The following is a 21,393-nucleotide window of genomic DNA, read 5'->3' as shown; positions in this document are numbered from 1 at the left end:
CTGTTATGGCTAAAAATTCAATGAAAGCACGTGAAGCAAAACGTGCGAAGCTAGTAGCTAAGTTCGCTGAAAAGCGTGCAGCGCTAAAAGCTATCATCAGCGATGTAAACGCATCTGAAGAAGATCGTTGGAATGCGGTTCTTACACTGCAATCTCTTCCACGTGATTCAAGTGCATCACGTCAGCGCAACCGTTGTAACCAAACTGGTCGTCCACACGGTTACCTACGTAAGTTCGGTCTAAGCCGTATTAAGGTTCGTGAAGCTTGCATGAAAGGCGAGATTCCGGGTCTTCGTAAGGCTAGCTGGTAATTGCCACTTAATCATTTGGAGTAAATCATATGAGCATGCAAGATCCGATTTCGGATATGCTGACCCGTGTTCGTAACGGTCAGGCAGCAAACAAAGTTGCTGTTAAAATGCCTTCTTCAAAGCTTAAAGTTGCAATCGCTGCACTACTAAAAGCTGAAGGTTACATCGTTGACTTCGCTGTTGAAGGCGAAGCAAAACCTGAGCTAGAAGTTACTCTTAAGTACTTCCAAGCTAAACCAGTAATCGAGCAACTTAAACGTGTTTCTCGTCCAGGTCTACGTGTTTACAAGAAGAAAGATCAACTTCCTTCTGTAATGGGTGGTCTTGGTATTGCTATCGTTTCTACTTCCAAGGGTCTTATGTCAGACCGCGCTGCACGTAAAGCAGGTCTTGGTGGTGAAATCATCTGCTACGTAGCTTAATAGGAGTAGAATATGTCTCGTGTTGCTAAAGCACCTGTCGCTATTCCAGCTGGCGTAGAGGTGAAACTAAACGGCCAAGAAATCACTGTAAAAGGTGCTAAGGGCGAACTATCTCGCGTTCTTAACAACGCTGTAGTAATCGCTCAGGAAGAAAACAACCTAACTTTCGGTCCTAAAGAAGGTGTTGCTAACGCATGGGCACAAGCTGGTACAGCTCGCGCTCTAGTTAACAACATGGTTGTTGGTGTTACTGAAGGCTTTACTAAGAAGCTAACTCTTAAAGGTGTTGGTTACCGTGCTGCTATCAAAGGCAACGCTGTAGGTCTAACACTAGGCTTCTCTCACCCAGTTGAGCACGAGTTGCCAGCGGGTATTAAAGCTGAATGTCCAAGCCAAACTGAAATCATCATCACTGGTTGTGATAAGCAACTAGTTGGTCAAGTTGCGGCTGACATTCGTTCTTACCGTCAACCTGAGCCTTACAAAGGTAAAGGTGTTCGTTACGCAGATGAAAATGTGCGTACTAAAGAAGCTAAGAAGAAGTAAGGTAACACTATGGATAAGAAAGCATCTCGCATCCGTCGTGCTACACGTGCACGTCGTAAGATTGCAGAACTGGGTGCGACTCGCCTAGTTGTACACCGTACTCCTCGTCACGTGTACGCACAGGTTATCGCGGCTAATGGCTCTGAGGTTATCGCAGCAGCTTCTACTGTAGAAAAAGCGATCCGTGAGCAAGTGAAATACACTGGTAACGTTGATGCAGCTAAAGCAGTAGGTAAAGCTGTTGCTGAGCGCGCTCTTGAAAAAGGCGTAACTGCAGTTGCATTTGATCGTTCTGGTTTCCAATACCACGGTCGAGTAGCGGCGCTAGCAGAATCTGCTCGCGAAGCTGGTCTGAAATTCTAAGGTAGGGTTGGAAGATGGCTAAAGAACAACAAGTTCAAGCGAATGATTTGCAAGAAAAGCTAATCGCAGTTAACCGTGTTTCTAAAACGGTTAAAGGCGGTCGAATCATGAGCTTCACTGCACTAACAGTAGTTGGTGACGGTAACGGTCGTGTAGGTTTCGGTTACGGCAAAGCTCGTGAAGTACCTGCAGCGATTCAAAAAGCAATGGAAAAAGCGCGTCGTAACATGACTACTATCGCGCTAAACGAAGGCACTCTTCACCACCCAGTGAAAGGTCGCCATTCGGGCTCTAAAGTTTACATGCAGCCTGCTGCAGAAGGTACTGGTGTTATCGCAGGTGGTGCGATGCGTGCAGTACTAGAAGTTGCTGGTGTACACAACGTACTATCTAAAGCATACGGTTCTACGAACCCTATCAACATCGTTCGTGCAACGATCGATGCACTAGGTAGCATGAAGTCGCCAGAAATGGTTGCTGCTAAACGTGGTCTAACTGTTGAAGCTATTTCGGAGTAAGAACACCATGGCAACTATTAAAGTAACTCAAACTAAAAGCTCAATTGGCCGCCTACCAAAGCACAAAGCTACTTTGCGTGGTCTAGGTCTTCGTAAAATCAACCATACAGTAGAACTTGAAGATACTCCGTGTGTACGCGGTATGATCAACAAGGTTTTCTACATGGTTAAAGTTGAGGAGTAATCAGAATGCGTTTGAATACTCTTGCACCGGCTGCTGGCTCTAAGCACGCTCCTAAGCGTGTAGGTCGTGGTATCGGTTCTGGCCTAGGTAAAACTGGTGGCCGTGGTCACAAAGGTCAAAAATCACGTTCTGGCGGTAAAGTTCGTCCAGGTTTCGAAGGCGGTCAAATGCCTCTGAAACAACGTCTACCAAAATTCGGTTTCACTTCTCGTAAGAGCCTAGTGTCTGCTGAAGTTCGTCTAGCTGAGCTAGCGAAAGTTTCTGGTGACGTGGTTGATCTAAACAGCCTTAAAGCTGCTAACATCATCACTAAGAACATCGAATTTGTAAAAGTTGTTCTTTCTGGTGAGATTAACAAAGCAGTGACTGTTAAAGGTCTACGTGTGACTAAAGGCGCTAAAGCTGCAATCGAAGCTGCAGGCGGTAAAATCGAGGAATAATCTCGAGGAACGAGGTACAGATGGCTAAGAAACCAGGACAAGATTTTCGTAGTGCTCAGAGCGGCTTAAGTGAACTAAAGTCGCGCTTGTTATTCGTAATTGGTGCACTTTTAGTATTCCGAGCCGGCTCTTTTGTGCCGATTCCTGGTATTGACGCTGCTGTACTTGCCGATTTGTTCGAACAGCAAAAAGGTACCATCGTTGAAATGTTTAACATGTTCTCCGGTGGTGCTCTTGAGCGTGCATCTATATTAGCGTTGGGCATCATGCCGTATATTTCGGCTTCTATTGTTGTCCAATTGCTAACTGTAGTTCATCCAGCGTTAGCGGAACTCAAAAAAGAGGGTGAAGCAGGCCGTCGTAAGATCAGCCAATATACACGCTACGGCACGCTTGTACTTGCAACATTCCAAGCTATTGGTATTGCAACAGGCTTACCAAACATGGTCGATAATCTGGTTGTTATGAACCAAACCATGTTTACGCTAATTGCTACCGTAAGTTTAGTAACTGGTACCATGTTCCTAATGTGGTTAGGTGAACAAATTACAGAGCGAGGAATCGGTAATGGTATTTCCATTCTGATTTTTGCAGGTATTGTTGCTGGATTGCCTTCTGCAATCGGTCAAACAATCGAGCAAGCGCGTCAAGGTGAATTGCATGTACTTCTTCTGTTGCTAATCGCGGTATTAGCTTTTGCAGTAATTTACTTCGTTGTTTTCATGGAACGTGGTCAACGCCGAATCGTCGTTAACTACGCTAAGCGTCAACAAGGTCGTAAAGTATTTGCTGCGCAAAGCTCGCACTTGCCACTTAAAATTAATATGGCGGGTGTTATCCCAGCGATTTTTGCATCAAGTATTATCCTGTTCCCAGGAACATTGGCTCAGTGGTTTGGTCAGAACGGTGAGAGCAGCGCGTTCGGTTGGTTAACTGACGTGTCTTTGGCTCTTAGCCCAGGTCAACCGCTGTATGTAATGCTTTATGCAGCAGCGATTATTTTCTTCTGTTTCTTCTACACGGCGTTGGTATTCAACCCGCGTGAAACAGCAGATAACTTGAAGAAGTCCGGTGCATTCGTACCCGGTATCCGCCCAGGTGAGCAGACAGCTAAGTACATTGATAAAGTGATGACACGTTTAACCCTAGCGGGTGCACTGTACATTACCTTTATCTGTCTGATTCCCGAGTTCATGATGGTCGCGTGGAACGTACGTTTCTACTTCGGCGGTACATCACTACTTATCGTAGTAGTTGTTATCATGGACTTTATGGCACAGGTACAGACTCATCTGATGTCTCAACAGTATGATTCTGTGTTGAAGAAAGCGAATCTGAAAGGCTACGGTCGTTAATTCGACGGTAGACTCAGTTTCAATTACGGAGTTTAGCAATGAAAGTTCGTGCTTCCGTTAAAAAAATCTGCCGTAACTGTAAAGTAATCAAGCGCAACGGTGTTGTTCGCGTGATTTGCAGTGAGCCAAAGCACAAACAGCGCCAAGGCTAATTAGCAGAAATTTTTACTTGAAAATGAAGGTTAGGTCGAGTATATTCCTCGGCCTACCTTTTGCGTGCAAAAGAAGTAGTACTCCGCAGCGTATCCATAACGGGCTTTGCTGCGGCTAATTCTTTTATAGAAACACTTAGGAGTGAATAATGGCCCGTATAGCAGGCATTAACATTCCTGATCAGAAACACGCTGTAATCGCTCTAACGGCGATCTACGGCATCGGTAAAACTCGCTCTCAAGCTATCCTAGCTGAAGTGGGTATTGCTGAAGATGTTAAGATCAGTGAACTAACTGAAGAGCAGATCGATCAACTGCGTGATGGTGTAGCTAAGTACACTGTAGAAGGTGATCTACGTCGTGAAGTATCTATGAACATCAAGCGTCTTATGGACCTTGGCTGTTACCGTGGTCTTCGTCATCGTCGCAGTCTACCACTACGTGGACAGCGTACTAAAACCAACGCTCGCACCCGTAAGGGTCCGCGTAAGCCGATCAAGAAATAATCGGGAAGGTAGAGTACAATGGCTAAACAACCAACTCGCGCTCGTAAGCGCGTACGCAAGCAAGTTGCAGATGGCGTTGCGCACATCCATGCTTCTTTCAATAACACAATCGTAACCATTACTGACCGTCAAGGTAACGCTCTAGCTTGGGCTACTGCAGGTGGTTCTGGTTTCCGTGGTTCTCGTAAGTCTACTCCGTTCGCTGCACAGGTTGCTGCTGAGCGTTGTGCTGAAATGGCTAAAGAATACGGTCTAAAGAACTTGGAAGTTATGGTTAAGGGTCCTGGTCCAGGTCGTGAATCTACTGTTCGCGCTCTGAACGCTGCTGGTTTCCGCATCACAAACATCGTTGATGCTACACCAATCCCTCATAACGGTTGTCGTCCACCTAAGAAACGTCGCGTATAACGTTTTTTAGATTACTGGAGAAAGATCATGGCAAGATATTTGGGTCCTAAGCTGAAGCTTAGCCGTCGTGAAGGCACTGACTTATTCCTTAAGTCTGGTGTTCGCGCGATCGATACCAAGTGTAAAATTGATAACGCACCAGGTGTACACGGCGCTCGTCGCGGTCGTCTATCTGAGTATGGCGTTCAGCTTCGTGAGAAGCAAAAAGTTCGTCGTATGTACGGCGTTCTAGAAAAACAATTCCGTAACTACTACAAAGAAGCTGCGCGTCTTAAAGGCAACACAGGTGAAAACCTACTTCAGCTTCTTGAAGGTCGTCTTGATAACGTAGTTTACCGCATGGGCTTTGGCGCAACTCGCGCAGAAGCACGTCAGCTAGTTAGCCACAAAGCTATCCTAGTTAACGGTAAAGTTGTAAACGTTCCTTCTTTCAAAGTAGCGGCTAATGACGTTGTTTCTATCCGCGAGAAAGCTAAACAGCAAGCTCGTATCAAAGCAGCTCTAGAAGTTGCTGAACAACGTGAAAAACCAACTTGGATTGAAGTAGATGGTGGCAAGATGGAAGGTACATTCAAGCGTATGCCTGAGCGTTCTGATCTATCAGCTGACATCAACGAACAATTGATCGTCGAGCTTTACTCTAAGTAAGGTTTAAACTAAAGAGAGGACACAATGCAGGGTTCTGTAACAGAATTTCTTAAGCCACGTCTAGTTGACATCGAACAAATCAGCTCGACTCACGCAAAAGTAACTCTTGAGCCATTAGAGCGTGGCTTTGGTCATACTCTAGGTAATGCACTTCGCCGCATTCTTCTATCTTCTATGCCTGGTTGTGCAGTGACAGAAGTAGAAATCGAAGGCGTACTTCATGAGTACAGCACTAAAGAAGGCGTACAAGAAGATATTCTTGAAATCCTTCTAAACCTTAAAGGTTTGGCAGTGCGCGTAGCTGAAGGCAAAGATGAAGTGTTCATTACTTTGAACAAATCAGGCTCGGGCCCTGTGGTTGCAGGTGACATCACCCATGACGGTGATGTAGAGATCGCTAACCCTGAACACGTTATTTGTCACCTAACGGATGACAACGCTGAGATCGCAATGCGTATCAAAGTTGAACGTGGTCGTGGTTATGTTCCAGCTTCTGCGCGTATCCATAACGAAGAAGACGAGCGTCCAATCGGTCGCCTACTAGTAGATGCTACTTACAGCCCAGTAGACAAAATTGCCTACGCTGTAGAAGCAGCTCGTGTAGAACAGCGCACTGATCTAGACAAGCTTGTTATCGATATGGAAACAAACGGTACTCTAGAACCTGAGGAAGCAATCCGTCGTGCAGCTACTATCCTAGCTGAACAATTGGATGCGTTCGTAGATCTTCGTGATGTACGTGTACCTGAGGAGAAGGAAGAGAAGCCAGAATTCGATCCGATCCTACTGCGTCCTGTAGACGATCTTGAACTAACAGTTCGCTCTGCTAACTGTCTGAAAGCAGAAGCGATTCACTACATCGGTGATCTAGTACAACGTACTGAGGTTGAGCTACTTAAAACGCCTAACCTTGGTAAAAAATCTCTTACTGAGATTAAAGACGTACTTGCGTCACGTGGTCTGTCTCTGGGCATGCGCCTAGAAAACTGGCCACCTGCATCAATCGCTGAAGATTAATCGATACTAGTTAGAAGGATTAGGTCATGCGCCATCGTAAGAGTGGTCGTCAACTCAACCGCAACAGCTCACATCGTAAAGCGATGTTCAGCAACATGGCTAGCTCTCTAGTACGTCATGAAGTTATCAAGACTACTTTGCCAAAAGCAAAAGAGCTACGTCGCGTAGTTGAGCCTTTGATTACACTAGCTAAGACTGACAGTGTTGCTAACCGTCGTCTAGCATTTGCACGTACTCGTGACAACGAAGTAGTTGCAAAACTGTTTAACGAACTAGGTCCACGTTTTGCTGCTCGTCAGGGCGGTTACACTCGTATCCTAAAAGCTGGCTTCCGTGCTGGTGATAAAGCTCCAATGGCTTACATTGAGCTTGTAGATCGCCCAGCTGCTGAAGAAGCTGCTGAGTAATCTCAGTTCGTAAGAACAAAAAAAGCCGAGCATTAGCTCGGCTTTTTTGTATCTGTCGTATTTGAAAGCGAAACAAATTGAGTTTTCCGTCTCCCCTCTCAAACTAATCTTTGATAATCGAATCTTTAGTCTTAATTTATGTTTAGGCGAAACTTCTTAGCTGCCTGAACCCCACAATCCACTTAGTGACTTGAGTAAGCCCTCGCTTGCCCCTTGGTCGCCCAAATAGCCCAGTATCACCGGCGCAAATTGACTGATCATTGAAGGGTCTAACCCCAATTTGTCAAAAGTGCTTTGTACCGCGCTTAAACTTTCGATATTACCTAGCAAGCTTTGTGCGCTATCCAAACTCGACATCCCTGGGATCAGAGATTCTAGTTCACTGCTATTTTGATCTGACAGTTGGCTTTGTGCCAAAGCTAATAATGCACTTGTGCCGCCAGCGGCTTGTTCAGTCGAAACTGGTAATTGGCTCGTTAGTAAATCTGTGATTGGAGAGGACTCCGCATTCATACCTTGGCTAACCATGTCCATTAAACCTTCTTGGTTATCTTTGTCGGTCACGGCATCAAGAAAAGCGTGAGCTGTACCAATATTCATTGACAGCAGAGCTAAGGTGAGGAGTGTTTTACGCATAATACCTCCATGTGGCTTGCGATTATTATTGTTTGTTTACTTCTTGAGATTACTGAGACGTAAGGTTATTGAGCTCAAGTCTGTTTATTCTAGACAAAAAAAGCGGCGCTAGTGTGCGCCGCTTCGAATTTGCTATTGAGAATGGTCTCAATTATAGGATGTCTAGTAGTTCTACTTCGAATACTAGAGCTGCAAATGGAGGGATTGCAGCACCTGCGCCACGCTCACCGTATGCTAGGTCTTGTGGGATATATAGTTTCCACTTAGAGCCAACAGGCATTAGTTGAAGAGCTTCAACCCAGCCTTTGATTACGCCAGTTACTGGGAACTCAGCAGGTTGACCGCGAGATACAGAGCTGTCGAATACAGTGCCGTCAGTTAGCTCACCGTGGTAGTGAACACGTACTTGAGACGCCGCTGTTGGGATTTCACCAGTACCTTCAGTGATGATTTCGTACTGAAGACCAGACTCAAGAACGTTTACTTCTGGACGTAGAGCGTTATCTTTTAGGAACGCTTCGCCGTCAGCTGCTGCTGCTTTAGCTGCTTCTTGACGAGCTGCTTCTGCACGAGTGTGTAGCTCTTGAAGCGCGTTGTTGATCTCATCGATTTCGATAGATGGCATGTCACCAGTTAGTGCCGTTGCAATACCAGCAGCGATAGCGTCAACGCTAAGACCTTCTAGACCAGAACCAGCTAGTTGCTGACCCATTTGCAGACCAATACCGTAGCTAGCTTTCTGTTCTGCAGTTTCAAATTTAATTTCAGACATGAATGTCGCTCTTGTTAGGAGTGATAAAGGCACAGGATATCAGGTTCGAGCCTCGGTTTAAATGATTGAGCTCGAATGTCGCATTCTGGAGCAGAGGGTGTGACTTATCTCTTACTCCAAGTGAAATTTCTGCTAATTTACGCCAAATTACATTTTACTTTGGCGAAAAACATATACTCTCCGCGCTGGTATTTTTATACTGAGATTAGAAGCATTAAGGGACTCATCAGAATGAATCGTCGCAGAAAGAAAAAGCAGCAAGTCGACCACGTCGAATTGATGAAACAAAAGTTCGCTGCTATCGATTGGAAGCAGCCGTTTAGCAAAGAGAAGTGGCAGGAGAGGATCGAGCCTGTCACTCAGTTTTGGCACCGTCTTCCAAAACTACATCAACGTGCACTAATGGTATTGGTGCCTGTGGTGTTGGTGCTTCTGATCATTCCAGTGCCAAAAGATACTGAAGCACTTATCGATGATACTCAAGTTGAGAATCAACGTGTTGCCATTCAATTGAATGCACAAAGCTTGAGTGAGCAGCGTTCTGCACAAAACTCAGAACCAAAGTCTGAGCAATGGAAAGAGTACACGGTAAAGAACGGCGATACACTGGCCCAAGTATTCCGCAGTAATCAACTGCCAATGGCGGACTTAAACGCCCTAGTTAAAATTGAAGGTAGCGACAAGCCTTTAAGTCGAATCAAGCAAGGTCAATTGGTGCGCTTCAAGCTCGCTGACGATGGCAAATTAGATATGCTTCAACTTGAGAAAAGTGGTGAGTCGGTGATGTTCTTCCGTTTATCTGACGGGACATTCGGACGTAATAAATAACGTTCACTAGCAAGCATTCTAAAGGCGCGATGATTCGCGTCTTTTTTATGTCTGTCAGCTTACTTGCTGCTGGAACTCAATCTTGTGCCTGTTGATTGGCAAGTTGTCTTCTCTTATTCCATGGTAAGAGCGGTAATACGATCATCAGGATCCCTATTGCAGTCAGCCAATCTGGAATCTCGTCAAACCACCATATCCCAAAGAGTGTTACGAACACTAAGCCAGAGTATTCTGCTAAAGCAATTTCTCCGGCTGGAGCTTTTTGATATGCCATTACTGCCAAGCCGTTATAGCTTAAGATGCACACTGCACTTGCGATAACTAGTGTCAGTTCTTGCCAACTAATCGGCTGCCAATAAAACCAAGCCATTATCGCCGATATAGGCAGCGAGAACAGCGTGGTCCACCAAAGTGTGGTGACGACAGACTGTTCACTGGGTAGCTTTCTTACCAATATATTAAACATCGCCAGTGTGGTCGCCGTGCCGAGTGCAAATAGTGCAGCCCAATGAAAATGATCCGGCCTGAGCACCACTAAGACACCAAGGAACCCGAAGCAAGTGAGCAAGATTTTACTTAGTGGAGGATGCTCTTTGAGGAACAATATCGACAGCGGCAACATTAAAATCGGCGCTGCGTAAAAAACCGCGTTTGCAGTTGCCAGAGGGAGGTGAGTCACCGCAACCATCATACATCCGCTACCAATTAATATTAGATGCGCTCGCAACAAGGTAATAGGTGCTTGCTTTAGGCTACGTTTATCCGGTTGTTGTCTGAGATAGAAAGGTAGGATGAGCAGCAGTGAAGCCAACTGGCGCACAAACATATATTGGAACGGGCTAATGCCGCCTTCAATCAGTTTAACGGCGACATCGGAGAGTGACGCCGCCAAGTTGCCGATAACCAGTAATAGTAACGCCAGATGATGGGGTGACATTTAGCTTACTCGGCGCATATCCACATGAGGGATACCATCCTCAAGGTAGCTTTCGGAAATAACTTCAAAACCATGACTCGCATAGAAAGCCATCAGGTGTTCCTGTGCGCCGATATCTATCGTTTTACCTGCCCAAAGCTGTTGGCAATGTTGCAGGGCTTGCTCAAGCAGTTCATGTCCAAGACCACCACCACGAGCGCTTTGCTTGGTTACTACACGACCAATACTGACATTGTCGTAGGTGGTACCTGCAGGCAATAGGCGAGCACAGGCAACCAGTTCATCTCCTTTGTAACCTAATAGGTGAAAAACGCCTTCCAGTGTATCTTTTCCATCTAGCTCTGGATAAGGACAGGTTTGCTCCACCACAAAGACATCAACGCGCAAGCGCAGCATCTCGTAGAGTTGTGTCGTCGTCAGTTGAGAGAAAGGTAGGGCAGTCCAGTTGATCATTTTCAATATCCATTAATGAGCGAATGCAGCTGACTTTACGTCGTTTTCTGCTATTACTCATTAACAATGGTTAATTTTCACTGGTCTTCGTGACAAATCTGGCGATAATGTGCCCTCTTTTTCATCCCACCTGAGGATATTTCCCTGTGAGCAAACAAACTTTTGACCAAGTAGGGCTTAATCCAGCGCTACTAGAGACGCTTGAATCATTGAACTACACCCATATGACGCCAATTCAAGCGTTGAGCTTACCTGCGATTTTGAATCAGCGTGATGTGATTGGTCAGGGCAAAACTGGCTCAGGTAAAACCGCGGCATTTGGTCTGGGCGTATTGTCCAACCTAAACGTGAAGCGCTTCCGTGTACAATCTTTGGTGTTGTGCCCAACGCGTGAACTGGCTGATCAGGTGGCGAAAGAGATCCGTACGTTAGGTCGTGGTATTCACAACATTAAAGTACTGACACTGTGTGGTGGTATGCCAATGGGACCGCAAATCGGTTCATTAGAGCATGGCGCGCATATTCTGGTAGGTACGCCAGGTCGTATCCTTGATCACCTAGAGAAAGGTCGCATTAACCTAGAAGAGCTAAACACGCTGGTTCTAGATGAAGCAGACCGCATGCTGGAAATGGGCTTCCAAGACGCACTCGATGCGATCATTGATGCAGCACCGAAGCAACGTCAAACACTGCTATTCAGTGCGACTTTCCCAGAGAAGATCGAACAGATTGCTCAACGTATTATGCAATCACCAGAGATGATCAAAGTAGAATCGACACATGATACGTCGAGCATCGCGCAATACTTTTACAACGTTGAAGGTTCAGAAGCACGCGATGAAGCTCTGGCAAACCTACTACTGACGCACCAGCCAGAGTCAGCAGTAGTGTTCTGTAATACCAAGAAAGAAGTACAGAATGTGGCAGATGAACTGCATCACAAAGGCTTCAGTGTGGTGGACCTTCATGGCGATCTAGAACAACGTGAACGCGACCAAGCTCTGGTACAGTTTGCTAACAAGAGTGTGTCTATCCTTGTTGCAACAGACGTGGCGGCGCGTGGTTTAGACGTCGACAACCTTGATGCAGTATTTAACTTCGAACTGTCTCGTGACCCTGAAGTACACGTTCACCGTATTGGTCGTACTGGTCGTGCGGGCAGCAAAGGTCTGGCGTTCAGCTTCTTTGGAGAGAAAGATGGTCTACGTGTAGCTCGTATTGAAGAGTACCTAGATATGGATGTGGTACCAGCAACACTGCCAGCGAAATCAACTCAGCAGCCATACCAAGCGAAGATGGTGACGATTAATATCGATGGCGGTAAGAAACAGAAAGTACGTGCGGGTGACATCCTTGGCTGTTTGACTGGTAAAAATGGTATCACGGGTGCACAAGTGGGTAAGATCCAGTTAATGGCGATGCGCTCTTACGTTGCGGTAGAGAAATCTGTGGCGAAGAAAGCACTGCAAACTATCAGTAACGGTAAGATGAAAGGTCGTCAATTCCGTGCTCGTATTCTGAAGTAAGCAGAACCTCATTTAATGCAAAGGCGCTCGACATTGAGCGCCTTTGTTTTTTCCAGCCTATCTGACCTTATTCATTGCCTTTCTTTAAGCGCGACTTAATTCGGCTAAGACTGATCGCGGTAATCCCCAAGTAAGCGGCAATCTGGCTATCGGTAATGCGCTGTTCTAAGTCTGGATAGTGTTGACAAAACAGTTGGTAACGTTCTTCTGGTGAGTAAAGCAACATAAAACGTTCTTTGTTTTCTTTATGCATCAGTTGCGCTTCGAGCAGCTTTAAGTAGATAGGATGCTTTTCTTCACGCCACTGATGTAGCACTTCAACCGGTAAGCAAAACAGATGACAAGGTGTCAGCGTTTCCAATAAATACGGCGAAGGCTGATTTTTGATAAGCCCTTCAAAGCCAATCACCCAATCTTTTTCCCAGTAGAACTCTTTACTGAATTCCTTCCCTTTGTCGGTCAGATAACTGGCGTGACACAATCCCTCTAATACAAAGTAGATGTGCGAGCTGAACTCACCTTGGTGATTGAGAATATGGCGCGTTGGCAGTTCAAGCTGTTGCCCATGTTCAATAAGCTGATTTGCCTCATTTTCGAGGAAGCCATGATTGATTAAGTCTGAAAAAAGATCGCTGTGCATGTGATAACTCAGAAACGGTTTTTCTCATTCTAACGTTTTTTACTGATAACAAAAAAGCGGCTCATGAGAGCCGCTTGAAATCATTGTCAAGTATACCCAAGTCATTCTCGCAGAACCTAGCATCTCGAGGTTACTTGGGCATACCCCTTATTTATTCAGGTCGATTTGGTAAATCGCGAAACCAACTTCGTCAGTTGCGACACGTTTCATCGGGTATTGCCCTTTCTCTTTGATGAACTGCGCAGCTTTATCACTTGGTGAGGTTTCAAAGCGAACATCAAGTTTGTTATCCGATTTGATTGGCGCGAAAGACCAGTTGTTATCTGCACTTGGTGTTACTTCACCTTGCTCTTTACTGATGCGAGAGATGTAAGCAGCAACTACTGAGCGGTTCTCATCTGGAGAATCAAATGCGATGAAATCCGGACCAGTGCCTGGGAAAGTCGCGCTGTAAGCACGGTAGTTGTTGGTTGCAATGATGAAGTCTTGCTTCGGATCCACCGGTTTTCCGTTATAAGTCAGGTTCACGATACGTTGTGAGTCTGGGTTGATCACGTTACAACTTGCATCGTACTTCGGTGGTTGAGTGACATCGATTTGGTAGTTCACACCATCAATCACGTCGAAGTTATAAGTGCGGAAGTTATCCCAATTCAACAAAGACTGAGGTTTGGTGCTGTTGACATCAATCTGGTTGAACTGACCCGCGCTACACTCTAGCCATTCGTGAACTTCTTTGCCTTTAACCTTCATTGCTACCAGCGTATTCGGGTATAAGTAAAGATCCGCGGCATTACGGAAAGTCAGCTGACCGGACTCTACTTCCGTGAAGCCATTTGGATCGTCTTTACGTCCGCCCACTTTAAATGGTGCAGCTGCGCTTAGTACTGGAATGTCTGCAAGATCTGGGTCGCCTTGGATAAAGCGTTCCACGTAATCTTTTTGAGCAAGGTTTACGATTTGAATCGTTGGATCATCTTGTACAAGCGCTAGGAAGCTGTACATCACATCATTTGCTTTACCGATTGGCTGATTGACGAATTCACGTGTGCCTTTGTGGTCATCAACAAGTGCATCCACGATGCCTTTATCGGCTTCCGCCAACGACTTTTTGTTGGCTTTGTCGAAGATAGGGCGAGCTTCAGATTGACCCTCAACAACTTGCCATTTGCCGTCTTTTTCTTTCAGCATTAAGTCCATTACGCCAACGTGGCTACCCCAGCGACCTGGCATGACTGCGGTTACGCCATTAATTGTGCCTTTTGCGTTGTCGACGCCTTGTAGCTTGGCAAAGTCTTTACCTGGGAACACGGCGTGAGAGTGACCAAATGCAATCGCATCAATGCCTTCAACTTCTGTGAGATAGTAAACCGAGTTTTCAGCGCCGAGCTTGTATGGGTCAGTCGAAATGCCCGAGTGTGGAATCGCCACAATTACGTCAGCACCTTCTTTCTTCATCTGAGGAACCAGCTTTTTCGCAGTCTCAGTGATGTCTTCAGCGAAAACTTTACCTTCTAGGTTTTTCTTATCCCACACCATGATTTGCGGTGGTACGAAGCCGATGTAGCCCACTTTGATTTCGTGGCTTTGACCGTCGGTGTCTTTAAACGTGTGCGTTTTAATGAGATAAGGTTTGAAGTAGTGCTCACCTGTCTTCTTGTCGAAAACGTTAGCACTAACATAAGGGAAGTTCGCACCGTCGATAGAGTTTTTCAGGAACTCAAGACCGTAGTTGAATTCATGGTTACCAATGTTACCTACATCGTAATCCAACTGGTTCATCGCTTTGTATACCGGGTGGATTTCGCCAGCGTTAATCCCTTTCGCTGCCATGTAATCGCCCATCGGGCTGCCTTGAATCAAGTCGCCATTGTCGACCAATACACTGTTTACAGCTTCTTCACGAGCTTGCTTAACCAGTGTTGCCGCACGGCTAAGACCGATTTGTTGAGAAGGCTGATCTTTGTAGTAGTCGTAATCCATCACATTGGTGTGAATATCGGTGGTTTCGATAATACGTAGCTTAATAGTGTCCGCCATTGCTGGACCTGCAAGCGTCAACATACCGCTTAAAACTGCGACGGATACGGGATTAACTGCCATTTTCATGAGGTGCTCCAATTAAATGGGATAGAGGGGTCGTACAGCGTAATGTAACAAATATTAGTGCAAGCTCAGGCTAAGATGCAGAAAACTGTGAACATTAGGCAATTAAATGCGGAGGAAAGTGTCAAAGTGATGCCTTTTTCACCATTTTGAATGAGACCTAACAAAAGCTTCTTAGCAGTTTTTTGAATAAAAAATGAAATTTTAGAATTTCCGGTAATATAAACCCACCGCCATAATGCCATCCATAACGATATCAATGGATGATGAGCAAGCACATGGCAGTTAACGATTCAGTAACGAATTTTCCAATCAACAAGCCTCGGCTGGTTTCGAATAACCGAGCTGCCGATCTTCCGCGTTTTAGCAAGCAATCTCTTCAACCAGGTGAAGTTGCCCTTGTTGGTGCCGGTCCGGGTGACCCTGAGCTGTTAACACTGAAAGCACTTAACTGCCTACAACAGGCTGACGTCGTACTTTACGACTACCTAGTGTCTGACGAGATCATGGCGCTAATTCCAAGCGAAACCATTTTGGTGTGCGTGGGTAAACGTGCTGGTCACCACAGTGTGCCGCAAGAAAAGACTAACCAATTGCTGGTGGACTTTGCCAAGCAAGGCTACAAAGTGGTGCGCATTAAAGGTGGCGATCCATTTGTGTTTGGTCGCGGTGGTGAAGAATTGGAAGTTTTGGCTGATGCCGGTGTTCGTTTCCAAGTAGTTCCGGGCATTACTGCCGCTGCGGGTGCGACTGCTTATGCCGGGATCCCGCTGACGCATCGTGATTACGCGCAGTCAGCACTGTTTGTTACGGGTCATCTTAAAGAAGAAAGTGACGACATGGACTGGTCGACATTAGCGCGCGGGAATCAGACTTTAGTGATCTACATGGGGCTGATGAAATCACACTATATTCAGAATCAGCTCATCAAACATGGTAGGGCAGCCTCAACCCCTATCGCCATCATCGAGCGCGGTACGCAAATCCAGCAAAAAGTTTTCACCGGAGAACTTTCTCAACTATCTGAATTATCTAAAGAAGCTCAAGCTCCGTCTTTGATTGTTGTCGGCGAAGTTGTGCGTCTGTCTCAAAAGTTGGACTGGTTTTTGTCTAGTACTGAATTCAACAAAAGTGCTATTGCCAGCTCCATATAATTTCAGACCAAAGATTAGGGACTAATGAGCCTTCAAGCTTAAAAAGGAAAGACAAAACATGGACCAACAACGTTTAACTCACCTTAAACAACTCGAAGCGGAGAGTATTCATATCATCCGCGAAGTTGCGGCTGAGTTCGATAACCCAGTCATGATGTATTCGATTGGTAAAGATTCATCAGTCATGTTGCATCTTGCGCGTAAAGCCTTCTACCCAGGCAAAATTCCATTCCCACTACTGCACGTAGATACGGATTGGAAATTCCGCGAGATGATCGAGTTTCGTGATCGTACCGCTGAGAAATACGGCTTTGAGCTTTTGGTTCATAAGAACCCAGAAGGTCTAGCTATGGGATGTAGCCCATTTGTGCACGGCTCTTCTAAGCATACCGACATCATGAAGACTCAAGGTTTGAAGCAAGCTCTGAACAAGTATGGTTTTGATGCGGCATTCGGTGGTGCACGTCGTGATGAAGAGAAGTCACGTGCAAAAGAGCGCGTGTACTCATTCCGCGATAAGAACCATACCTGGGATCCGAAAAACCAACGTCCGGAGCTTTGGAAAACATACAACGGTCAAGTAAACAAAGGGGAAAGCATTCGTGTGTTCCCACTTTCAAACTGGACTGAGCTGGATATCTGGCAATACATCTACCTAGAAAACATCGAGATTGTGCCTCTGTACCTTGCAGACAAGCGACCGGTTGTTGAGCGTGATGGCATGCTGATCATGGTAGACGATGACCGCATGAAGCTAGAGCCAGGTGAAGTGATTGAAGAGAAGAGTGTACGTTTCCGTACTTTGGGTTGTTACCCACTGACTGGCGCGATTGAGTCTGAAGCAAACACGCTAACAGGCATCATCGAAGAAATGCTGGTGGCAACCTCAAGTGAGCGCCAAGGTCGTGCGATCGACCACGATCAGTCAGGATCGATGGAGCTTAAGAAACGTCAAGGTTACTTCTAAAGGATCTAAGGAAAGATAATGAACAGTGCAGTTGAAGCTCAGTTAGCCGAGCTTGGTATTGAAGGCTATTTAAAACAACACCAGTACAAGTCGTTACTTAGATTCCTGACTTGTGGCTCGGTAGATGACGGTAAAAGTACCCTAATCGGTCGCTTACTCCACGACTCAAAACAAATTTATGAAGATCAGCTAGCTGCGGTTCACTCGGATAGCCAACGCGTAGGCACCACGGGTGAAAAGCCAGATTTGGCATTGCTGGTAGATGGTCTACAAGCAGAACGCGAGCAGGGCATCACCATTGATGTGGCTTACCGTTATTTCTCGACGCAGAAGCGTAAGTTCATCATTGCTGACACGCCAGGGCATGAGCAATACACGCGTAACATGGCAACAGGTGCATCGACCTGTGATTTGGCTGTGATTCTGGTTGATGCACGTAAAGGTGTGTTGGACCAAACGCGTCGTCACTCATTTATTTCTAACCTACTGGGTTTGAAACACTTTGTTGTCGCTATCAACAAAATGGACTTGGTGGATTACTCACAAGAACGTTTTGAAGAGATCCGTGATGAGTACTTACAGTTCTCAGAAAACCTAGCGGGTGAGACGGATATCCAAATCATTCCGTTGTCAGCGCTAGAAGGCGACAACGTAGTAGAGAAAGGACAGAACCTAAGTTGGTTTGAAGGTCCATCTCTGCTTGAGCTACTTGAGACTGTTGATGTTGACCATGAGAAAGGCGAAGGTGATTTCCGTTTCCCTGTTCAGTATGTAAACCGTCCTAATCTCGATTTCCGTGGTTTTGCGGGCACGATTTCATCAGGTTCAGTGAAAGTAGGTGATGCGATCAAGGCGCTGCCATCAGGCAAAACCTCAACCGTTGCACGCATCGTGACCTTTGATGGCGATGTACAGGAAGCACAAGCAGGTCTGGCTGTGACGCTGACTCTGAATGACGAAATTGATATCAGTCGTGGTGATTTGCTGGTGCTGGAAAATGCACAAGTAGAGTCAACTAACCACTTGTTGGCTGACGTGGTGTGGATGACAGAGCAACCGCTGCAACCGGGTCGTGATTACGACATTAAGATTGCTGGTAAGAAGACGGTTGGTCACGTTGAAGCGATTCGTCACCAGTACGACATCAACAATCTTTCTACTCACGGTGCAGCTGAATTGCCACTCAACGGCATCGGTTTGTGTGAGTGGTCGCTGAACGAATCTGTCGCATTGGATAACTACCAAGATTGTGCCGATACCGGCGGCTTCATCATCATCGATCGTCTGACCAATGTAACGGTTGGTGCAGGTATGGTGAAAGAAAGCCTAGCGGCTGTTGAGCGTGGTCTTGCGGATGTTTCAGCGTTCGAACTTGAACTCAATGCTTTGGTTCGTAAGCACTTCCCGCATTGGGAAGCTAAAGACCTGAGCCAGTTATTGAAGAAGTAATTGGTTCATTTAGCCTGACGGGATTGCGAAACCTGCCAGGCTAATTTCCCCGAATCCAGAATGCTTCGGAAGCCCAAGAAACCGAGCATTCTGGCGTTCTTTTTCGCTTGCTTTACTTTTTTGTCTGGTTACTCGTTTGTCACTCCGTGCAGCTAAGTTTGCACGAGTCGTTGTTGTGCCCGTATCGGGTTTATTGGTAAGGATTGGCTATGTGGGAACAAGGATTTGTATTAGCGATTTTGCTTGGCATTATCACTTGTTTACTCGTAACCAAAATCAAACCAAGCTACGTATTTGCTGGGGCCGCTTTCATTGCGTTTATGGCGGGGATGATTGAGCTCAATACCATTGCGGCAAACTTTACTAATTCTTCACTTCTGACCTTGGTGTTGTTGATTCTTGCATCGAGCGCATTAGAAAAAACACTATTAATCAGTTGGGTCAGTCGCAGTATTTCTGAAGGGCACCTTGGCAGTGTGATCGCTAAGTTGGGTTTTTCTACTGCTTTGCTTTCTTCTTTTACTAATAATACTGCCGTTGTGGTGTCGTTAATTGGTGCGATAAAACGTAATCAACAACACGCGCCTTCTAAGCTTTTAATTCCCCTTTCTTATGCGGCGATTTTTGGTGGCACGCTGACTCTGATTGGAACCTCGACAAACTTAATCATCAACAGCTTTGTTGAGGATGCGGGCTTACCAAGCTTGAGCTTCTTTACTCCAACCATGATTGGCTTAGCGGTGCTGGTGGGCGGTGTGCTGATTCTGATTCCGCTAAGTTACCTTTTGCCTAATTACGATGACCAAAGCCAAGAAGACTTGCCTTACTTCTTAGAGTCTCGTGTCGAACCGGGCTCGCCACTGGTTGGACGTACTATTACGGAAAATAACTTACGCGCACTGAGAAAACTATTTTTGGCTGAAGTGATACGCGATGGTGTCAGTGTGCCTTCTGTTGGTCCTGATTTTGTGCTTAATGCTAAAGACCGATTACTATTTTGTGGTGATGTAGAGAGTGTTGCGACGCTACAAGAGATCCCAGGTTTAACGTTGTTTGGTCATCAACACCTCAACGGACAAAATTTTATGGAAGTGGTGGTGAGCTCATCGGCGACCTTCTGCCATAAAACGCTTAAAGAGAGCCGTTTTCGAGATCGATTTGATGCGGTTGTCGTGGCGATTCGCCGTGGTCATGAGCGTCTTGAAGGTGGCTTAGGCAATATCACTTTAGCCGCGGGTGATACGTTAGTTTTAGTTCCCGGTAAGCGCTTTGAAGCAGAACGTCGCGCGCATCGTAAAGAGTTCGTGTTGGTGAACGATTTAGATTCGAGTGCACGTTTGGATGCGAATAAATCGGCCTTGGTGTTGTTTGGCTTTGCTGCAGTGATTGGCTGTGCGTTGTTGGAACTCGTACCTATTATCAAAGGTCTGGCGGCGTATTTGATTGCGCTACTTGCCTTTGGTGTGATTCAACTTTCTGAACTTCGTCGTCGCTTCCCAATTGATATCGTGGTGATTGTTGGCTCTGCTTTATCTATTGCGCAATTGATGATTTCATCCGGCTTGTCGGTGCGTATGGGCAATATGTTTATCGAAGCCTTTAATGGCTGGGGCGTGTTTGGCGCTTTAGTTGCAACTTACATCATGACTCTGGTGCTAACGGAACTTGTCACCAATAATGCGGCGGCGGCGCTGTCTTTCCCTATTGGCTATAGCATGGCGGTAGGCTATGGCGTTGACCCAATGCCTTTCATTATGGCGGTGCTGTTTGGTGCCAGTGCCAGTTTTATCTCTCCTTACGGATACCAAACCAACTTGTTGGTATACAGCGTAGGGAATTACAAATTGACCGATTATGTGCGAATTGGCGTGCCGATTTCCATTGTGTATTCAGTGCTAGTACTGACGCTGATTCCGGTCTTCTTTCCGTTTTAATCTGTAAATTTACAAGGATACGTTATGACTGCCGAAACTCCGGTAAAAGATGAAAACATCGTTTGGCATCAGCACTCGGTTGATAAACAGTTTCGTGCTGGATTAAAAAAGCAGAAGCCTGCGGTACTTTGGTTTACTGGGCTATCAGGTGCAGGTAAATCAACGGTGGCGGGCGCATTGGAAAATCGCTTAGCCGAATTGGGTTATCACACTTATTTGCTCGATGGCGACAATGTGCGCCATGGCTTGTGCAGCGATTTAGGCTTTTCTGAGCAAGACCGTCGCGAGAACATTCGCCGTATTGGTGAGTTAGCAAAACTGATGGCAGATGCGGGGTTGATTGTTTTGTCAGCGTTTATTTCTCCTCACCGCGCTGAGCGTCAATTGGTGCGTGATCTACTGCCTGAGGGTGAGTTTATTGAAGTGTTCGTCAATGCGTCTCTAGAAGTATGTGAAGGTCGCGATCCAAAAGGTTTGTACAAAAAAGCACGCGCAGGTGAAATCCCAAATTTCACCGGTATTGACTCAGAATACCAAGCACCAGCAAACCCAGAAATTGATTTGCCTGCGGGCGAAAAGAGTGTCGAAGAGCTGGTGGAGTTGTGTTTAATCGACCTTAAACAACGTGGCGTGATCCGATAAAAAAGCATTTGGATCTTAGGTGGCCAAAAAGTCATTGAGCAGATAAAAGAGCTTTTGGATCATAGGTGACCA

At 46.0% G+C, this 21,393-nt stretch carries 27 protein-coding genes; 21 read left to right on the top strand and 6 right to left on the bottom strand.

All coding sequences use genetic code 11. The features are described 5' to 3' along the window. The first annotated feature begins 5 nt into the window (after positions 1-5). The 14 genes from rpsN (at position 6) to rplQ (ending at position 7,277) form a co-directional block, all read left to right on the top strand. On the top strand, positions 6-311 hold the full coding sequence (rpsN, locus tag QMY49_RS13325; protein ID WP_004410442.1) for a 30S ribosomal protein S14: 306 nt from the start codon (positions 6-8) through the stop codon (positions 309-311). 29 nt (positions 312-340) lie between these two features. Then, positions 341-733, top strand: a complete 393-nt coding sequence (gene rpsH / locus QMY49_RS13320; RefSeq protein WP_005450567.1) for a 30S ribosomal protein S8 — start codon at positions 341-343, stop codon at positions 731-733. Positions 734-745: 12 nt separating this feature from the next. Then, positions 746-1,279, top strand: coding sequence for a 50S ribosomal protein L6 (rplF, locus tag QMY49_RS13315; RefSeq protein ID WP_005450565.1), 534 nt, complete (start codon positions 746-748; stop codon positions 1,277-1,279). Between the two features lie 9 nt (positions 1,280-1,288). Further along, positions 1,289-1,642, top strand: coding sequence for a 50S ribosomal protein L18 (gene rplR, locus QMY49_RS13310; RefSeq protein ID WP_005435088.1), 354 nt, complete (start codon positions 1,289-1,291; stop codon positions 1,640-1,642). Positions 1,643-1,656: 14 nt separating this feature from the next. After that, complete coding sequence (rpsE, locus tag QMY49_RS13305) at positions 1,657-2,160, top strand: 30S ribosomal protein S5 (RefSeq protein WP_005435090.1); 504 nt, start codon at positions 1,657-1,659, stop codon at positions 2,158-2,160. Between the two features lie 7 nt (positions 2,161-2,167). After that, positions 2,168-2,344, top strand: coding sequence for a 50S ribosomal protein L30 (gene rpmD / locus QMY49_RS13300; protein ID WP_005450564.1), 177 nt, complete (start codon positions 2,168-2,170; stop codon positions 2,342-2,344). A 5-nt stretch (positions 2,345-2,349) separates the two neighbouring features. Further along, positions 2,350-2,784 carry a 50S ribosomal protein L15 gene (rplO, locus tag QMY49_RS13295; RefSeq protein ID WP_005450562.1) on the top strand — a complete coding sequence of 145 codons (435 nt, stop codon included), beginning with the start codon at positions 2,350-2,352 and terminating at the stop codon, positions 2,782-2,784. 20 nt (positions 2,785-2,804) lie between these two features. Continuing rightward, positions 2,805-4,139, top strand: coding sequence for a preprotein translocase subunit SecY (gene secY / locus QMY49_RS13290; protein WP_005435093.1), 1,335 nt, complete (start codon positions 2,805-2,807; stop codon positions 4,137-4,139). 38 nt (positions 4,140-4,177) lie between these two features. Next, positions 4,178-4,291: a 50S ribosomal protein L36 gene (rpmJ, locus tag QMY49_RS13285; protein WP_000868186.1), complete on the top strand. Its 114-nt coding sequence runs from the start codon at positions 4,178-4,180 to the stop codon at positions 4,289-4,291. Positions 4,292-4,440: 149 nt separating this feature from the next. Then, positions 4,441-4,797 carry a 30S ribosomal protein S13 gene (gene rpsM / locus QMY49_RS13280; protein ID WP_005450559.1) on the top strand — a complete coding sequence of 119 codons (357 nt, stop codon included), beginning with the start codon at positions 4,441-4,443 and terminating at the stop codon, positions 4,795-4,797. A gap of 18 nt (positions 4,798-4,815) precedes the next feature. Beyond that, on the top strand, positions 4,816-5,205 hold the full coding sequence (gene rpsK / locus QMY49_RS13275; RefSeq protein ID WP_001118870.1) for a 30S ribosomal protein S11: 390 nt from the start codon (positions 4,816-4,818) through the stop codon (positions 5,203-5,205). 27 nt (positions 5,206-5,232) lie between these two features. After that, on the top strand, positions 5,233-5,853 hold the full coding sequence (gene rpsD / locus QMY49_RS13270; RefSeq protein WP_005383146.1) for a 30S ribosomal protein S4: 621 nt from the start codon (positions 5,233-5,235) through the stop codon (positions 5,851-5,853). A 24-nt stretch (positions 5,854-5,877) separates the two neighbouring features. Continuing rightward, on the top strand, positions 5,878-6,870 hold the full coding sequence (locus tag QMY49_RS13265; protein ID WP_005383143.1) for a DNA-directed RNA polymerase subunit alpha: 993 nt from the start codon (positions 5,878-5,880) through the stop codon (positions 6,868-6,870). A 26-nt stretch (positions 6,871-6,896) separates the two neighbouring features. Continuing rightward, positions 6,897-7,277 carry a 50S ribosomal protein L17 gene (gene rplQ / locus QMY49_RS13260; protein WP_005383141.1) on the top strand — a complete coding sequence of 127 codons (381 nt, stop codon included), beginning with the start codon at positions 6,897-6,899 and terminating at the stop codon, positions 7,275-7,277. Between the two features lie 156 nt (positions 7,278-7,433). Here rplQ and QMY49_RS13255 read toward each other — a convergent pair whose 3' ends face one another. Together QMY49_RS13255 and bamJ are read right to left on the bottom strand one after the other, a co-directional pair. Further along, the gene (locus QMY49_RS13255) at positions 7,434-7,913 is read right to left on the bottom strand and encodes a DUF2780 domain-containing protein (protein WP_038897746.1); all 480 of its coding nucleotides are present in this window, start codon (positions 7,911-7,913) and stop codon (positions 7,434-7,436) included. Positions 7,914-8,064: 151 nt separating this feature from the next. Next, a complete protein-coding gene (gene bamJ / locus QMY49_RS13250; RefSeq protein WP_005450553.1) occupies positions 8,065-8,685 on the bottom strand; it encodes a BamJ family beta-barrel-assembly machinery protein in 621 nt (206 codons plus the stop codon). Between the two features lie 231 nt (positions 8,686-8,916). On the opposite strand from bamJ, the gene QMY49_RS13245 reads away from it, so the two are divergent. Further along, positions 8,917-9,513, top strand: a complete 597-nt coding sequence (locus QMY49_RS13245; RefSeq protein WP_005450551.1) for a LysM-like peptidoglycan-binding domain-containing protein — start codon at positions 8,917-8,919, stop codon at positions 9,511-9,513. 76 nt (positions 9,514-9,589) lie between these two features. On the opposite strand, the gene QMY49_RS13240 is transcribed toward QMY49_RS13245, so the two are convergent. Both QMY49_RS13240 and QMY49_RS13235 read right to left on the bottom strand, forming a co-directional pair. Then, a complete protein-coding gene (locus QMY49_RS13240; protein ID WP_009698874.1) occupies positions 9,590-10,450 on the bottom strand; it encodes a DMT family transporter in 861 nt (286 codons plus the stop codon). Further along, a complete protein-coding gene (locus tag QMY49_RS13235; RefSeq protein ID WP_005450547.1) occupies positions 10,451-10,903 on the bottom strand; it encodes a GNAT family N-acetyltransferase in 453 nt (150 codons plus the stop codon). It lies immediately after the preceding gene. Positions 10,904-11,049: 146 nt separating this feature from the next. Between QMY49_RS13235 and dbpA the strand changes: the two genes are divergently transcribed. After that, complete coding sequence (dbpA, locus tag QMY49_RS13230; protein ID WP_005430562.1) at positions 11,050-12,429, top strand: ATP-dependent RNA helicase DbpA; 1,380 nt, start codon at positions 11,050-11,052, stop codon at positions 12,427-12,429. A 67-nt stretch (positions 12,430-12,496) separates the two neighbouring features. Here dbpA and QMY49_RS13225 read toward each other — a convergent pair whose 3' ends face one another. Together QMY49_RS13225 and cpdB are read right to left on the bottom strand one after the other, a co-directional pair. Next, positions 12,497-13,069: a Crp/Fnr family transcriptional regulator gene (locus QMY49_RS13225; protein ID WP_009698873.1), complete on the bottom strand. Its 573-nt coding sequence runs from the start codon at positions 13,067-13,069 to the stop codon at positions 12,497-12,499. 147 nt (positions 13,070-13,216) lie between these two features. Further along, on the bottom strand, positions 13,217-15,178 hold the full coding sequence (cpdB, locus tag QMY49_RS13220; RefSeq protein WP_009698872.1) for a 2',3'-cyclic-nucleotide 2'-phosphodiesterase: 1,962 nt from the start codon (positions 15,176-15,178) through the stop codon (positions 13,217-13,219). Between the two features lie 275 nt (positions 15,179-15,453). Between cpdB and cobA the strand changes: the two genes are divergently transcribed. The 5 genes from cobA (at position 15,454) to cysC (ending at position 21,321) form a co-directional block, all read left to right on the top strand. Beyond that, positions 15,454-16,329, top strand: a complete 876-nt coding sequence (gene cobA / locus QMY49_RS13215; protein ID WP_009698871.1) for a uroporphyrinogen-III C-methyltransferase — start codon at positions 15,454-15,456, stop codon at positions 16,327-16,329. Between the two features lie 58 nt (positions 16,330-16,387). Beyond that, complete coding sequence (cysD, locus tag QMY49_RS13210; protein WP_005430587.1) at positions 16,388-17,296, top strand: sulfate adenylyltransferase subunit CysD; 909 nt, start codon at positions 16,388-16,390, stop codon at positions 17,294-17,296. A gap of 18 nt (positions 17,297-17,314) precedes the next feature. Then, positions 17,315-18,745: a sulfate adenylyltransferase subunit CysN gene (gene cysN / locus QMY49_RS13205; RefSeq protein WP_005528550.1), complete on the top strand. Its 1,431-nt coding sequence runs from the start codon at positions 17,315-17,317 to the stop codon at positions 18,743-18,745. Between the two features lie 209 nt (positions 18,746-18,954). Continuing rightward, positions 18,955-20,679 (top strand): SLC13 family permease, encoded by a 1,725-nt coding sequence (locus QMY49_RS13200; protein ID WP_049534569.1) that lies wholly within the window; start codon positions 18,955-18,957, stop codon positions 20,677-20,679. Positions 20,680-20,703: 24 nt separating this feature from the next. Then, positions 20,704-21,321, top strand: coding sequence for an adenylyl-sulfate kinase (gene cysC / locus QMY49_RS13195; protein ID WP_005450533.1), 618 nt, complete (start codon positions 20,704-20,706; stop codon positions 21,319-21,321). Positions 21,322-21,393 lie beyond the last annotated feature (72 nt).

The sequence above is a fragment of the Vibrio harveyi genome, from assembly GCF_030060435.1.
Taxonomy (GTDB): domain Bacteria; phylum Pseudomonadota; class Gammaproteobacteria; order Enterobacterales; family Vibrionaceae; genus Vibrio; species Vibrio harveyi.
The sequence above is the reverse complement of the archived record's forward strand: the minus strand, read 5'-3'. Positions and strand labels throughout refer to the sequence as shown.